Raw genomic sequence first — 14,988 nt, 5'->3', positions numbered from 1 at the left:
CGTCCAGCTCGCGGAAACCATTCTGCGGGCGCTCGGGCGCAATTCGCTCTTGACACTTTCCCGGCACGACAAGAAGGCGGCATTTCACTGCCGCTTTTTTGTGTCCGAAATTCGTCGCGTTCCATGACTGTAAAGATCACCATCGACTGCATGGGGGGCGACCACGGTCCGGCCGTGACCGTTCCCGCTGCCGTCAGTTTCGTGCGCTCGCATCCCGACGCGCATCTCATGCTCGTCGGTCTCGAGCAGCCCATCCGCGCCCAGCTCAAGAAGTGCAAGGCACTTGACGACCCTCGCCTGAGCATCGTCGCCGCGAGCGAAGTCGTCGCCATGGACGACCCGGTCGAAGTGGCGCTGCGCAAGAAGAAAGATTCGTCGATGCGCGTCGCGCTCAACCTCGTCAAGGAAGGCGCGGCGCAGACCTGCATTTCCGCCGGCAACACCGGCGCGCTCATGGCCGTCTCGCGCTACGTGCTGAAGACGCTCGCCGGCATCGAACGGCCGGCCATCGCGTTCGCCATGCCGAGCCAGAAGGGCTACACCACGGTGCTCGACCTCGGCGCCAACGTCGATTGCGAACCCGAGCATCTGCTGCAGTTCGCCGAGATGGGCCACGCGCTGGTGTCGGCGATCGAGGGCCGCGAGCGGCCGACCATCGGTCTGCTCAATATCGGCGAAGAAGTCATCAAGGGCAACGAGACCATCAAGCGCGCGGGCGAACTGCTGCGGGCGAGCACGCTCAACTTCTACGGCAACGTGGAAGGCAACGACATCTACAAGGGCACGACGGATGTCGTCGTGTGCGACGGCTTCGTCGGCAATGTCGCGCTGAAGACCTCGGAAGGTCTCGCGAAGATGCTCGCCGACATCATCAAGGAAGAGTTCAGCCGCTCGTTCGCCTCGAAGCTGATGGCGCTCGTCGCGCTGCCGGTGCTCAAGCGCTTCAAGCGCCGTGTCGATCCCGCGCAATACAACGGCGCAGCCTTGCTGGGCCTGCGCGGGCTCGTCATCAAGAGCCATGGCTCGGCCGAGGCCTTCGGTTTTGAGTGGGCGATCAAACGCGGGTATGATGCCGTCAAAAATGGCGTGCTCGAACGCCTGGTGCGCGCGATGGAAGAGAATGCGCCCGCCGCGTCGCTCGCAGCCGGCGTCGCTGCTGCCGCGGAACAACCGCAGGCGGCTTCACAGCAAGACGCGCAACCAGACACACAGCCCGCTATACAGCCCAACTCGCAGCCGAACCCGCCGGGCGAGTCCGGAACTGCGCTACATTCGAAGGCATAATGGCTCAAACCAATCTCTACTCCCGCGTGCTGGGCACCGGCAGCTATCTGCCGGACGAGCGCGTCACGAATCAGGACTTGGCCGATCGTCTCGCGAAACAGGGCGTCGAGACCAGCGACGAATGGATCGTCGCCCGCACCGGCATTCACGCGCGCCACTTCGCGGCGCCGAACCAGACCTCGAGCGATCTCGCGCTGATCGCATCGCAGCGGGCCATCGAGGCGGCGGGCATCGACCCCCAGTCGATCGATCTGATCATCGTCGCCACGTCCACGCCGGACTTCGTGTTCCCGAGCACGGCCTGCCTGCTGCAGAACAAGCTCGGCATCCGCAATCACGGCGCCGCGTTCGACGTGCAGGCCGTCTGCTCCGGCTTCGCCTACGGCGTGGCCACCGCGGACAGCTTCATCCGCAGCGGTCTTGCCCGCACGGCGCTCGTGATCGGCGCGGAAACCTTCTCGCGCATCCTCGACTTCAAGGACCGCACCACCTGCGTGCTGTTCGGCGACGGCGCCGGCGCCATCATCCTGCAGGCGTCGGAAGAGCCGGGCGTGCTGTCGAGCGCGCTGCACGCGGACGGCAGCCATTCAGACATCCTCTGCACGCCGGGCAACGTGAACGGCGGCGTGGTCGAAGGCAGCGCTTTCCTGCACATGGATGGCCAGGCCGTCTTCAAGCTCGCCGTCAACGTGCTGGAGAAGGTCGCCGTCGAGGCGCTCGAGCGCGCCAAGCTCACACCGGAAGACATCGACTGGCTGATCCCCCATCAGGCCAACATCCGCATCATGCAAAGCACGGCCCGCAAGCTGCACCTGCCGCCCGAGCGCATGGTGGTGACGGTCGGCGAGCACGGCAATACGTCGGCGGCGTCGATTCCGCTCGCCTTCGACGTCGCCGTGCGCGACGGCCGCATCAAGCGCGGCGACCATCTGCTGATCGAAGGCGTGGGCGGCGGTTTCACCTGGGGCGCATCGGTCATCCGCTACTGATTCCCCGGCCGCACTACTCCAATCACTTCACCTATCCGCTGCTGATTCCCCTTCGTGACAGACCCCGCGCGCCCATGCAGCGCGCGGTCCGCGAAGGCATCGTGGCGCATTCCAGACAACGAGGACGATATGAAATTTGCGTTCGTTTTCCCCGGGCAGGGTTCGCAATCGATCGGCATGCTGAACGCATTCGCTGACCACGCCATCGTGCGCGAGACGCTGCAGCAGGCGTCCGACGCGCTCGGCCAGGATCTCGGCAAGCTGATCGCCGAGGGCCCCGCCGAAGACCTGAACCTGACGACCAACACCCAGCCGGTCATGCTGACGGCCGCATACGCGATCTACCGCGTGTGGGAGCAGGAGACCGGACTCAAGCCGGCGCTCGTCGCGGGCCATAGCCTGGGCGAATACACGGCGCTGGTCGCGGCCGGCGCGCTGGCGTTCGCGGACGCTGTGCCGCTCGTGCGTTTCCGTGCGCAGGCGATGCAGAACGCCGTGCCGGTGGGCCAGGGCGGCATGGCCGCGATCCTCGGTCTCGACGACGACACCGTGCGCGCCGTGTGCGCCGAAGCGGCATCGGCGGGCGTGGTCGAAGCGGTGAACTTCAATGCGCCCGCGCAGGTCGTGATCGCCGGTTCGAAGGCGGCGGTCGAGAAGGCCTGCGAAGTCGCGAAGGCGAAGGGCGCCAAGCGCGCGCTGCCGCTGCCGGTGTCGGCGCCGTTCCATTCGTCGCTGCTCAAGCCCGCGTCCGACCAGTTGCGCGACTATCTCGCCAATATCGAGATCAAGGCGCCGCAGATTCCGCTGATCAATAACATCGACGTCGCCGTCGTCTCCGATCCCGCCGCGATCAAGGACGCGCTCGTGCGCCAGGCCGCGGGCCCGGTGCGCTGGGTGGAATGCGTGCAGGCGATGGCCCGCGACGGCGTCACGCACGTCGTGGAATGCGGTCCGGGCAAGGTGCTCGCGGGTCTGACGAAGCGCATCGACGGCAATCTGACCGGCGCTTCCGTCTTCGATCCGGCCTCGCTCGAAGACACACGCAGGTTGATTGCTGGCTGAACGACATAAGGAACGACACCATGAGCCTTGAAAACCAGGTAGCCGTCGTGACGGGCGCGTCGCGCGGCATTGGACGGGCGATTGCGCTCGAACTCGCGAAGCAGGGCGCGACGGTCATCGGCACGGCCACAAGCGAAAGCGGCGCGGCGAGCATCGGCGAGGCGCTGGCGCAGGCGGGCGGCAAGGGCCGCGGCGCGGTGCTGAACGTCAACGACGACGCAGCGGGCGACGCCTTCATCGACGGCATCGTGAAGGAATTCGGCGGCCTGAACGTGCTCGTGAACAACGCGGGCATCACCAAGGACCAGCTCGCGATGCGCATGAAGGACGACGAGTTCGACGCCGTCATCGACACCAACCTGCGCGCCGTCTTCCGTCTGTCGCGCGCGGTGCTGCGCCCGATGATGAAAGCGCGCGGCGGCCGCATCATCAACATCACGTCGGTGGTCGGTTCGTCGGGCAATCCCGGCCAGGCCAACTACGCGGCGGCCAAGGCTGGCGTCGCGGGCATGACGCGGGCGCTGGCGCGCGAGATCGGCAGCCGCGGCATCACGGTGAACTGCATCGCGCCGGGTTTCATCGACACCGACATGACCAAGGTGCTGCCCGAAGAGCAGCGTGCCGCGCTGACTGCATCCATACCACTTGGCCGACTGGGCAGCCCGGAAGATATCGCGCATGCTGTGGCATTCCTGGCCTCGCCGTACGCCGGCTATATCACGGGCACGACGCTGCACGTGAATGGCGGCATGTACATGTAAGGTTGAATAGGAATTTTGCCCGTTTTCGCTTAATATCCGCGCCGGACGGGCGCGCTATATGCTCTGGAGAGCATCGTGCAGCACCGCTGCCGCGCGGCGGCAAGGAATCATTGCAAAGCCCCGGCAGCCCGCTTGAGGAAGCGCGCCGGACAGCGGAGCATGGAACTGAAGCGCCGTATTTTGCGGGTCCAAACCTGATAAAATGCGCGCACTCGTATTTTTGAACTTTTTTCCCCTCGGAGGGCTGCATGGACAACATCGAACAGCGCGTGAAGAAGATCGTCGCCGAACAACTCGGCGTGGCGGAAGCTGAAATCAAGAACGAAGCGTCGTTCGTGAACGATCTGGGCGCTGACTCGCTCGATACCGTTGAGCTGGTGATGGCGCTCGAAGACGAATTCGGCATGGAAATTCCGGATGAAGAAGCCGAGAAGATCACCACGGTGCAGCAAGCGATCGATTACGCTCGCGCCAACGTCAAGGCCTGAGGTACTGAGGGCCAGCGGCGCATCGCTGAACAGCTAGATGCTCAGTCGCTGCAAAGACCAGTTTGAAAGCCACAGGGCACACAGGGCGGTTTCCTGTGGCCGCTGTGGCTTTTGTATTTCGTCATTCTATGGATAAGGGGTTACCGTGAGCCGTCGTCGAGTTGTTGTTACAGGCCTGGGGCTCGTTTCGCCTGTCGGCAATACCGTTGCCGACGGCTGGGCCAATCTGGTCGCGGGCAAGTCGGGTATCGCCAACATCACGAAGTTCGACGCCACGAACTTCTCCACGCGTTTCGCGGGGGAAGTGAAGGGCTTCAACATCGAGGACTACATGCCCGCCAAGGAAGCGCGCCATATGGATACCTTCATCCATTACGGCTTCGCGGCAGGCGTCCAGGCCATGCAGGACAGCGGCCTCGAGATCACCGAGGACAACGCGGAACGCGTGGGCGTGGTGGTCGGCTCGGGCATTGGCGGCCTGCCGATGATCGAAGTCACGCAGACCGAATTGCTCAATCGCGGCCCGCGCCGCATCTCGCCGTTCTTCGTGCCGGCCTCGATCATCAACATGATCTCCGGCCATCTGTCCATCCGCTTCGGCTTCAAGGGCCCGAATCTGTCGATGGTCACCGCCTGCACGACCGGCCTGCACTGCATCGGCGAGGCGTCGCGTCTCATCGAATACGGTGACGCCGACGTCATGATCGCCGGCGGCGCGGAGGCTACCGTGTCGCCGCTCGGCATCGGCGGTTTCGCGGCGGCGCGCGCGCTGTCGCAGCGCAACGACGATCCCGCCACCGCCAGCCGTCCGTGGGACACGGACCGCGACGGCTTCGTGCTGGGCGAGGGCGCGGGCGTGATGGTGCTCGAAGAGTACGAACACGCGAAGGCGCGCGGCGCGAAGATTTATGCTGAAGTGCTCGGCTACGGCATGAGCGGCGACGCCTATCACATGACCGCGCCGCCTGAAGACGGCGACGGCGGCCGCCGCGCGATGGTCAACGCAATGAAGAACGCGCGCGTCAACCCCGACGAAGTGAACTACGTCAACGCGCACGGCACGTCCACGCCGCTCGGCGACATCGCCGAGACCATCGGCATCACGCGTGCGCTCGGCGATCAGGCGAAGAAGGCCGTCGTGAACTCCACCAAGTCGATGACCGGCCACCTGCTGGGCGGCGCGGGCGGCCTGGAATCGGTGTTCACGGTGCTGGCCATCCACAACCAGGTGTCGCCGCCGACCATCAACATCTTCAACCAGGATCCGAAGTGCGACCTGGACTACTGCGCCAATACCGCGCGTGACATGAAGATCGACGTGGCGGTGAAGAACTCGTTCGGCTTCGGCGGCACGAACGGCTCGCTCGTCTTCAAGCGTCACTGAGTCTGCCTCGCGCCGTCAGGGCAATCGGGATGACGAGCGCGCGCGTGATCCGGCCGCATCGGGAAACCGGCTTCGTGCCGGGCATTCCGCTGCGGCCGTCGCGCTTTCTGCGTGCGGCGCTGGCCGGCTTTCTGGCGCTTGCCTGTGCCACGGTGTTTCAGAGCGTCTTCGCTCACACGGACCACGCGGGTCATGCGGCGGTGGCGTGCGCGCTGACCGCGGCGGTGCTCGGACTCGGATCGTACCGATGGATGCGCGCCCAACCCGCGGCTTTGCACTTGCATGCTGACGGGCTCGCGCTCTTGCATGCGGACGGCGGAATCCGTCATGCGCGCATCACGCGCTGTGCTCAATGGGGTGGCTGGCTGCTCGCGCTGCGTCTCGCGAGCGCACACAGAAAGGCCGGAACGCTGCTCGTCGCGGCGGATTGCATCGACCCCGAAACTTTCCGCCAGCTCGCCGTACAGGCCCGCCGCAGCGCGGCTTCCCACCTGTAACGACTGTAACGTCTGATGAGCGTTCCAGTTGCCTGCAAGCGGGGCCGTTACAATAGCCCTCCGCGCAACAGACCAAAGTCAAACGGATTTCCCAGGTGAGCGAAAAAGAAATCGACCAATTGCTGGTCGAACGTGTGCAGAAGGGTGACAAGGCCGCGTTCGAACTGCTGGTCGCCAAATACCACCGCAAGATCATTCGACTGATCTCGCGCCTCGTGCGCGACCCCGCCGAGGTCGAGGACGTCGCCCAGGACGCCTTCATCAAGGCTTATCGTGCACTGCCGCAATTCCGGGGTGAATCGGCGTTCTACACCTGGCTGTATCGCATCGCCGTCAATACGGCAAAGAACTACCTTGCCACGCAAGGACGCCGGGCGCCCACTTCTACCGAAGCAGATGCCGAAGAAGCGGAAACTTTCTCCGACGCCGACCAACTAAGGGATATCAACACGCCCGAGTCGATGTTGATGAGCAAGCAGATCGCACAGACGGTCAATGCTGCGATGGCGCTGTTGCCCGAGGAGCTTCGCACCGCCATCACGCTCCGGGAAATCGAAGGATTGAGTTACGAGGAAATCGCCGAGATGATGGATTGCCCCATCGGCACCGTCAGGTCGAGAATTTTTCGTGCTCGAGAAGCCATTGCGGCAAAATTGCGTCCGTTGTTGGACACTCCCGAAGGCAAACGCTGGTAAGCGGCGGTCATCCACGGGACAGGGACGCGATAACTGGGTCAGTTGGTGTCACTACGGGTGTGGGTCAAAGAGATGGGGAGCATCATGGGGTCGGTCTCGGTGCAAAATCAGACGCAAGCAGGTTCGCGCGGCGAACGCATGTCGGCATTTGTCGACGGTGAGTCGGTCGACGAAATTGGCAACCTCGGCCAGTTTCTCGCGGAACTGAAACACGACGACCGCGCGGCGTGGTCGGCATATCACCTGATCGGAGACGCGCTGCGCTCCGACGATCTCGCGGTCAGCCCGGCGCGCAGCAGCGCATTCATGGCCGCTTTCTCCGAACGTATCGAAGCCGAGGCGCATGTGCTGGCTCCGGCTGCGCTGCCTGCGGCGAAAGCGCGCGGCGGCATGCTGCGCCGTCGCGTGATGCCGGCATTCGCGGTCGCCGCGGCGGCCGCCACGCTGACGTGGATCGTCGTGCCGCAGCTGCAGGGCGTGGACAGCCACGGCGGCGCGCAAGTGGCCAGCGTCACCCCGGCCAATTCGATGCAACGCGTCGCCATGGCATCCGTGCCGGCTGCTACCACGCGCTCGCCGATCGTCGAGGCGAACATCATTCGCGACGCCAATCTGGACCAGTATCTGGAAGCGCACCAGCAGTTTTCCCAACAGCCTGTAATGCCCGGTTCGATGCCCTTGATTCGCGCGGCGGCTACCTCGCAGGACCAATAATTTGATGCCGAGTGTGCGGTTGAACAATACGAACCATTGGGGACGGCTGCCGGCATTCATGCTTTGCGCAGCCGTGTTGTTGACGGCGGCATCGGGCAGTTTCGCCCAGGGAGACGATCCCGCCGCCGCGCGCAAATCAGCCGCCACGCTGCTCGACCGCATTCACGAAGCGGCGCAGCAGCAGAATTACGAAGGCACGTTCGTCTACCAGCGCGGCGCGACGGTGCAGTCGTCGCGCATTACGCATGTCGCCGCGCGCGGCGACGGCGAATATGAATCGCTCGAAAGCCTGGACGGTGCGCCGCGCAAGATGCTGCGCCACGACGACGACATGTTCACGTTCGTGCCTGAGCGTCATTTGCTGGTGGTCGAACAGCGGCAGAACCGCGATTCCTTCCCGGCGCTGCTTTCTACGAGCGGCGCCCAGGTGCTCGCCGCCTACGAGCCGAAGCTGCTCGGCAACGACCGCGTCGCGGGCCTCGACACCACGGTGCTCGAACTCGATCCGAAAGATTCCTATCGTTTCGCCTACAAGCTCTGGGCCGATGCCAAGACCGGCCTGCTGCTGCGCGCGCAGACGCTCGACGCCGACGGCCAGGTGCTCGAACAGCTGTCGTTCTCGCAGGTGAAGATCGGCGGTCCGGGCGACAAGACGCCGATCGCCAACGGCATCCGCAGTACGTCCGGCTGGACCGTCGTCCGGCCGCCGGTGCAGCCGGTCGACATGGAGGCGCAAGGCTGGCAGCTGACGCCGAACATCGCCGGGTTCCGCAAGATTCGCGAACTGCGCCGGCCGATGGCGTCGAGCCAGCCGGGACAGCCGCCGATACCCGTCGACCAGGCGGTGTTTTCGGACGGTCTGGCGACCATTTCGGTTTTTGTGGAGCCGGTCGAGAAAAATACCCGCAAGGAAGGCGCGGGCAACAGCGGCGCCACGCATGTGCTGGTGAAACGGCGCGGGGATTTCTGGATCACTTTGCTGGGCGAGGTGCCGCAAGCCACGTTGCAGCAATTTGCTTCTACCATAGAATACAAGCCTTCCAAGTAATCCGGATTCCGGTCTCCCGCTCATGAGCCATTACTCGCTGCGCAAGTTCATCGCGGCCGCGGCGCTCGCCGTGTGCCTGCCGTTCATCTCGCAAACGGCGGCGGCGGTGCCCACGGTGAATCTGCCGGACTTCACGACGCTCGTCGACAAGGTCGGTCCGTCGGTCGTGAACATCCGCACCACGTCGCGCGTCGGTTCCGGCAGCGACCTGCGCGGCCTGCCGCCCGGCATGGACGACGGCGACATGTCCGAATTCTTCCGCCGCTTCTTCGGCATTCCGATGCCCGGCCAGCCGCCCCGCGGCGGCGGAGGCGGTGGTGGCGGCGGTGGCAATAACGGCGGCGGCAACAACGGCGGCAGCAGCCAGGGCGATCAGGGCAAGGGCGGCAGCCGCAACGCGCCCGACGACAGCCAGGACAATTCGGAACAGAGCAGCGGCGTCGGCTCGGGCTTCATCCTGTCCACCGACGGCTACGTGATGACCAACGCTCACGTCGTCGATGACGCCGACACCATCTACGTCACGCTCACCGACAAGCGCGAATTCAAGGCGCGGCTCGTCGGGGTGGACGAACGCACGGATGTCGCCGTGGTGAAGATCAGCGCGACGAACCTGCCGGCCATCACCATCGGCGATTCGAACAAGGTGCGCGTCGGCGAATGGGTGCTCGCGATCGGCTCGCCGTTCGGCCTCGACAACACCGTGACCGCGGGCATCGTCAGCGCGAAAGGCCGCGATACCGGCGACTACCTGCCGTTCATCCAGACCGATGTCGCGGTGAATCCGGGCAATTCGGGCGGTCCGCTGATCAACATGGCGGGCGAGGTGATCGGCATCAACTCGCAGATCTACAGCCGCACCGGCGGCTTCATGGGCATTTCGTTCGCGATTCCGATCGACGAAGCGATGCGCGTGGCCGATCAGCTCAAGACCACCGGCAAGGTGACGCGCGGCCGCATCGCGGTGGCGATCGGCGAGGTGACGAAGGACGTCGCCGATTCGCTCGGGCTGCCGAAGGCGCAGGGCGCACTGGTGTCGAGCGTCGAATCAGGCGGTCCGGCGGACAAGGCCGGCGTGCAGCCGGGCGACATCATCACCCGCTTCAACGGCCAGAGCGTCGAGACCGCGACGGACCTGCCGCGCATGGTCGGCGACACCAAGCCCGGCACGAAGGCCACGATCACGGTCTGGCGCAAGGGCCAGACGCGCGATCTGCCGATCGTCGTGGCCGAGATGCAGCCGGACAAGGTCGCGAGGACCGAGCAGAAGAAGGCGCCGCAGCCGAAGGAACGCGCGAGCAACTCGCTCGGGCTCGCCGTGAGCGACATTCCCGCCGAGCAGAAGAAGACGCTCAAGCTGAACAACGGCGTGCAGGTGGACGCAGTGGAAGGTCCGGCGGCGCGCGCGGGCTTCCAGAAGGGCGACATCATCCTGCGCGTGGGCGACACCGACATCACGAGCGCGAAGCAATTCGAGGCGGTCGCGCAGAATCTCGACGCCAGCAAGATGATCGCGGTGCTCGTGCGGCGCGGCGACAACACGCAGTTCGTGCCGCTGCGTCCGCGCGTGCCGGCGCAGAAGTAAGAAGTAAGCGCCGCCGTGCCGATGCCGGCCCTCATGCTCTACGGCCGCGCCTGGTGTCATCTGTGCGAGGAGATGCGCGCCGCGCTGGAGCCGATTGCGGCCCGGCACGGCGCGGCGATCGAATGGATCGACATCGATCAGGATCCGGCGCTCGAAGCCCGCTACGACGAGCTCGTGCCCGTCCTGGTGCTGGACGGCGCCGAGCTGTGTCACTACCGGCTCGATGCCGAAGCAGTGGACGCCGCACTGGCGGCCCGTCGCGCATGACGCGGCGCTTGCGCTCGCGGCGCGCCGAAAACCGGCGGGTCGAACCCGTTTTCGGCTAAAATGCCGAAGTTTTCCCCGAAATTTTCAAGGCGTGCTCCGGGTTGCTGAGGGCGCGCCTTTTTCGCTTTTTCTGGCTTGCGGCACTGAATGGACCATATTCGTAATTTCTCGATCATTGCGCACATCGACCACGGCAAGTCGACGCTCGCCGACCGCATCATCCAGCTGTGCGGCGGCTTGTCCGACCGCGAGATGGAAGCGCAGGTGCTCGATTCGATGGACCTGGAGCGCGAGCGCGGCATCACCATCAAGGCACAGACCGCGGCGCTGACCTACAAGGCGCGCGACGGCCAGGTCTACAACCTGAACCTCATCGATACCCCCGGACACGTCGACTTCTCCTACGAAGTCAGCCGTTCGCTGTCCGCGTGCGAAGGCGCGCTGCTGGTGGTGGACGCGAGCCAGGGCGTCGAGGCGCAGACCGTCGCGAACTGCTACACGGCCATCGAACTGGGCGTGGAAGTGGTGCCGGTGCTGAACAAGATCGACCTGCCGGCGGCGAACCCCGAGAACGCCATTACCGAAATCGAGGACGTGATCGGCATCGACGCCACGGACGCCGTGCATTGCAGCGCGAAGACCGGCCTCGGCGTGGCGGACGTGCTCGAATCGCTGATCGCAAAGGTGCCGCCGCCCAAGGGCGATCCCGAAGCCCCGTTGCAGGCGCTGATCATCGACTCGTGGTTCGACAACTACGTCGGCGTCGTGATGCTGGTGCGCATCGTCAACGGCGTGCTCAAGCCGAAAGACAAGATCAAGATGATGGCGACCGGTGCGCAGTATCCGGTCGAGCACGTCGGCGTGTTCGCGCCGAAGTCGACCAACCTCCCGGAGTTGTCGGCGGGGCAGGTGGGCTTCGTGATCGCGGGCATCAAGGAACTGACGGCCGCGAAGGTCGGCGATACCGTCACCGTCGCGACCCGTCCGGCAACCGAACCGCTGCCGGGCTTCAAGGAAGTGAAGCCGCAGGTGTTCGCCGGCCTTTATCCGGTCGAAGCGAACCAGTACGACGCGCTGCGTGAGTCGCTCGAAAAGCTGAAGCTCAACGACGCCTCGCTGCAGTTCGAGCCGGAAGTGTCGCAGGCGCTCGGCTTCGGTTTCCGCTGCGGCTTCCTCGGCCTGCTGCACATGGAAATCGTGCAGGAGCGGCTCGAGCGCGAGTTCGACATGGACCTGATCACCACGGCGCCCACGGTGATCTACGAGGTCCTGCAGAACGACGGCAGCATCATCATGGTCGAGAATCCGGCCAAGATGCCGGAGCCGCCGAAGATCGACGAAGTGCGCGAGCCGATCGTCACCGTGAACCTGTACATGCCGCAGGAATATGTCGGCTCGGTCATCACGCTGTGTACGGCCAAGCGCGGCTCGCAGATCAACATGCAGTATCACGGCCGCCAGGTGCAGCTCACGTACGAGATCCCGATGGCGGAAATCGTGCTCGACTTCTTCGACCGCCTGAAGTCCACGTCGCGCGGGTATGCGTCGATGGATTACGAGTTCAAGGAATATCGCGCGGCCGACGTGGTCAAGGTGGATATGCTCATCAACGGCGACAAGGTCGATGCGCTGTCCGTCATCGTGCACCGTTCGCAGAGCCAGTATCGCGGACGCGAAGTGGCGTCGAAGATGCGCGAGCTGATTCCGCGCCAGATGTACGACGTGGCGATTCAGGCGACCATCGGCTCGAACATCATCGCGCGCGAGAACATCAAGGCGCTGCGCAAGAACGTGCTGGCGAAGTGCTACGGCGGCGACATCTCGCGCAAGAAGAAGCTGCTCGAGAAACAGAAGGCCGGCAAGAAGCGCATGAAGCAGGTCGGCTCGGTCGAGATTCCGCAGGAAGCCTTCCTGGCCATCCTGCGCGTGGACGAGTGACGTCCGCGCCGTTCCGCCCGGCGGCGCGTCCGTCGGGCAAACAACGATAACAACCGGAAGCGATTGATGAATTTTGCATTGATTCTTTTGATTCTCGTCGTGCTGACGGGTATTGCGTGGGTGCTCGACAAGCTGGTCTTCCTGCCGCAACGGCGCCGCGCCGCCGAGGCCGCGGTCACCGAATTCGACCGCCAGCAGGAGCGCGTGGGCGAGCGTTTCGCCGACGAGAACGCCGACCAGACGCGCGCCCGCCTGCGCGACGACAAGCTGCGCCAGCCGTGGTGGCTCGAATACACGGCGAGCTTTTTCCCGGTGATCCTGGCGGTCTTCGTGGTGCGCTCGTTCATCATCGAGCCGTTCAAGATTCCGTCCGGCTCCATGATCCCGACGCTGCTCGTCGGCGACTTCATCCTCGTCAACAAGTACGAGTACGGTCTGCGCCTGCCGATCAGCAACACCAAGATCACGCAGGGCAGTCCGCTGCAACGGGGCGACGTGGTCGTGTTCCGCTATCCGAAAGACGAATCGGTCGACTACATCAAGCGCGTGATCGGCCTGCCGGGCGACACGGTCGCCTACGAGGACAAGAAGCTCACCATCAACGGCAAGCCGGTGCCCGAAACGCCGATGCCCGATTATTTCGACAGCGAGAGCATCGGGTACTCGAAGCAGTTCATGGAAGACCTCGGCAATGGACGCAAGAACGCGATCCTGAACAATCCGCAGGTGCCGCCGTACATCATGGGCGCTGAAGATTTTCCGTTCCGCGACAACTGCAACTACAACGCGCAGGGCGTGACCTGCAAGGTGCCGCCGGGCAACTACTTCATGATGGGCGATAACCGCGACAACAGCGCGGACAGCCGTTACTGGGGTTTCGTGCCGGACAAGAACATCGTGGGGCGTGCGTTCTTCATCTGGATGAACTTCGGCAATTTGAAACGCATCGGCTCGTTCGAGTGACGCGCGTTGCGCCGGCTCGTCATGCAATGGCAGCCGGCGCGTTGCGAAACCATTAAAACTAAAGCTTCGAAACGGCGTGAAGAAGCGCGGCTAACACCGTCTCCGCGCGCGTTTTCCGGCGACGGGTGACGGAATCGTCGCCCGTCGCGCCCGCGTTATACTCTCTCCATGCCCTCTTCTCCGCTGGAAAGCCGGCTGCGGTACGAATTTCGCAATGCGGAATTGCTGCGCCAGGCGATGACCCACCGCAGTCACAGTGCCACGAACAATGAACGGCTCGAATTTCTCGGCGATTCCGTTCTAAATTGCGTGGTGGCTGCGCTTTTGTTTCAACGATTCGGCAAACTCGACGAAGGCGACCTTTCCCGCGTCCGCGCGAATCTGGTCAAGCAGCAATCCCTCTACGAAATCGCGCAAGCGCTGAACGTCTCGGAAGGTCTGCGACTCGGTGAAGGCGAACTGCGCAGCGGCGGCTTCCGTCGCCCGTCCATTCTGGCCGACACGCTCGAAGCCATTTTCGGCGCCATCTTCCTCGACGGCGGCTTCGACGCCGCCGCGACCGTCATCAAGCGTCTGTACACGCCGGTGCTGGATCACATCGATCCGCGCACCATCGGCAAGGACGCCAAGACGTTGCTCCAGGAATACCTGCAAGGTCACAAGATCGCGCTGCCGACTTATACCGTCGTCGCAACGCACGGCGCCGCGCACAACCAGCAGTTCGAGGTGGAATGTTCGGTGCCGAAGCTCGACGTCAAGGTGTCCGGCTCCGGCGCCAGCCGTCGCGCGGCCGAGCAGGCGGCGGCCAAGAAGGCGCTCGACGAAGTCGCTGCCGCCGCGCCCACGCTCGGCGTCAAGCCGAAGCGCAAAGGCGCGCGTTCGGCCAAGCTGGCTGAACAGGAAGTGGTGCCCGGCGTCACCGGCATCCAGGCCGCGCTCGACCTGCGTTCGCCCGACCGGCGCGAGCGTCAGCACGGCAGCCACGGCTTGCCGCATGCCGCCGACGAACGTCCCGCTGTCAACGCAGTCACGCCGCCGCTCGCGGTCATCCGGGCGACGCACGTGGAGCCGTCGGCGGGCGCCTATGCCGCCGCCGACAAGCCCGAGCGCGCAGTGATCCACAAGCCCGAGAAAGTCGTGAAAAGCGAGACGGCCACGGCGGAGCAGGCCGTGCATGCCGAACCGGCCGCAGATGCAGGCGCCGTCGCCGACGCGCCCACGGGCCGCGTCGCGCGCGCCGCCGACGCCGGCCACTGACACGCGCCGCCGCGCGCCCGGGCCCGGCTTGCTCCGCCGCGCTCCAACGAAACCTT

The 14,988-nt window shown here is 64.6% G+C and carries 15 protein-coding genes; all 15 read left to right on the top strand.

Annotation, left to right across the window (positions count from 1 at the left end; all coding sequences use genetic code 11):
- The first annotated feature begins 123 nt into the window (after window positions 1-123).
- Window positions 124-1,284: a phosphate acyltransferase PlsX gene (plsX, locus tag QCE62_RS10600; RefSeq protein WP_309917418.1), complete on the top strand. Its 1,161-nt coding sequence runs from the start codon at window positions 124-126 to the stop codon at window positions 1,282-1,284.
- Window positions 1,284-2,273, top strand: coding sequence for a beta-ketoacyl-ACP synthase III (locus QCE62_RS10595; RefSeq protein ID WP_309917415.1), 990 nt, complete (start codon window positions 1,284-1,286; stop codon window positions 2,271-2,273). The genes plsX and QCE62_RS10595 overlap by 1 nt, the downstream gene beginning before the upstream one ends.
- A gap of 129 nt (window positions 2,274-2,402) precedes the next feature.
- Window positions 2,403-3,335, top strand: coding sequence for an ACP S-malonyltransferase (gene fabD / locus QCE62_RS10590; protein WP_309917412.1), 933 nt, complete (start codon window positions 2,403-2,405; stop codon window positions 3,333-3,335).
- Between the two features lie 20 nt (window positions 3,336-3,355).
- A complete protein-coding gene (gene fabG / locus QCE62_RS10585; RefSeq protein ID WP_309917409.1) occupies window positions 3,356-4,096 on the top strand; it encodes a 3-oxoacyl-ACP reductase FabG in 741 nt (246 codons plus the stop codon).
- Between the two features lie 248 nt (window positions 4,097-4,344).
- On the top strand, window positions 4,345-4,584 hold the full coding sequence (gene acpP / locus QCE62_RS10580; RefSeq protein WP_004197638.1) for an acyl carrier protein: 240 nt from the start codon (window positions 4,345-4,347) through the stop codon (window positions 4,582-4,584).
- Window positions 4,585-4,729: 145 nt separating this feature from the next.
- On the top strand, window positions 4,730-5,968 hold the full coding sequence (fabF, locus tag QCE62_RS10575; protein WP_309917406.1) for a beta-ketoacyl-ACP synthase II: 1,239 nt from the start codon (window positions 4,730-4,732) through the stop codon (window positions 5,966-5,968).
- A gap of 29 nt (window positions 5,969-5,997) precedes the next feature.
- Window positions 5,998-6,465, top strand: coding sequence for a protein YgfX (locus QCE62_RS10570; protein WP_309917403.1), 468 nt, complete (start codon window positions 5,998-6,000; stop codon window positions 6,463-6,465).
- Window positions 6,466-6,560: 95 nt separating this feature from the next.
- Window positions 6,561-7,160 carry an RNA polymerase sigma factor RpoE gene (gene rpoE / locus QCE62_RS10565; RefSeq protein WP_008342103.1) on the top strand — a complete coding sequence of 200 codons (600 nt, stop codon included), beginning with the start codon at window positions 6,561-6,563 and terminating at the stop codon, window positions 7,158-7,160.
- Between the two features lie 84 nt (window positions 7,161-7,244).
- Window positions 7,245-7,874, top strand: a complete 630-nt coding sequence (locus tag QCE62_RS10560; protein WP_309917400.1) for a sigma-E factor negative regulatory protein — start codon at window positions 7,245-7,247, stop codon at window positions 7,872-7,874.
- Between the two features lie 4 nt (window positions 7,875-7,878).
- A complete protein-coding gene (locus tag QCE62_RS10555; protein WP_309917397.1) occupies window positions 7,879-8,922 on the top strand; it encodes a MucB/RseB C-terminal domain-containing protein in 1,044 nt (347 codons plus the stop codon).
- A 22-nt stretch (window positions 8,923-8,944) separates the two neighbouring features.
- A complete protein-coding gene (locus tag QCE62_RS10550) occupies window positions 8,945-10,507 on the top strand; it encodes a DegQ family serine endoprotease (RefSeq protein ID WP_309917394.1) in 1,563 nt (520 codons plus the stop codon).
- Window positions 10,508-10,528: 21 nt separating this feature from the next.
- Window positions 10,529-10,774, top strand: a complete 246-nt coding sequence (locus QCE62_RS10545; protein WP_309917391.1) for a glutaredoxin family protein — start codon at window positions 10,529-10,531, stop codon at window positions 10,772-10,774.
- 147 nt (window positions 10,775-10,921) lie between these two features.
- A complete protein-coding gene (gene lepA, locus QCE62_RS10540) occupies window positions 10,922-12,712 on the top strand; it encodes a translation elongation factor 4 (RefSeq protein ID WP_309917389.1) in 1,791 nt (596 codons plus the stop codon).
- A gap of 66 nt (window positions 12,713-12,778) precedes the next feature.
- On the top strand, window positions 12,779-13,675 hold the full coding sequence (gene lepB, locus QCE62_RS10535; RefSeq protein ID WP_309917384.1) for a signal peptidase I: 897 nt from the start codon (window positions 12,779-12,781) through the stop codon (window positions 13,673-13,675).
- Window positions 13,676-13,843: 168 nt separating this feature from the next.
- The gene (gene rnc / locus QCE62_RS10530; RefSeq protein ID WP_309917381.1) at window positions 13,844-14,932 is read left to right on the top strand and encodes a ribonuclease III; all 1,089 of its coding nucleotides are present in this window, start codon (window positions 13,844-13,846) and stop codon (window positions 14,930-14,932) included.
- The last annotated feature ends 56 nt before the right edge of the window (window positions 14,933-14,988 follow it).

Origin of the sequence: Caballeronia sp. LZ033, assembly GCF_031451265.1 — a bacterium.
GTDB lineage: Bacteria > Pseudomonadota > Gammaproteobacteria > Burkholderiales > Burkholderiaceae > Caballeronia.
Note: the sequence above shows the minus strand (reverse complement) of the source record. Positions and strands in the feature narration are given on the sequence as shown.